Annotated in this window: 1 protein-coding gene; it reads left to right on the top strand. The window is 44.2% G+C overall.

The features are described from left to right. Window positions 1-312, top strand: a 312-nt coding sequence (locus VQ643_RS16385) for a DDE-type integrase/transposase/recombinase (RefSeq protein ID WP_414201598.1), incomplete at both ends; no start/stop codon positions are given.

Here is a 312-nt window from a genome sequence, read left to right on the forward strand (position 1 = left end):
AAAGGTTTTAAATGGAACCATAAGCGCGTTTACCGCATTTACTGTGAGCTGGAGCTGAACTTGCGTATCAAACCCAGAGAACGCATCAAGCGAAATAAGCCTGACGCGCTGAGCGTTCCAACGACTATTAACGATGTCTGGTCAATGGATTTTATGTCAGACAGTTTAGCCAGTGGCCGCAGCATCAGAACCTTTAATGTCATTGATGATTTTAATCGCGAATGCTTGGCTATAGATGTTGATTTATCTTTGCCTAGCGCACGAGTTATTCGATCGTTAGAGCAAATCATTGAGTGGCGCGGTAAGCCAAAC

The organism is Pseudomonas sp. F1_0610 (assembly GCF_047470865.1).
Lineage (GTDB): Bacteria > Pseudomonadota > Gammaproteobacteria > Pseudomonadales > Pseudomonadaceae > JAZDRH01.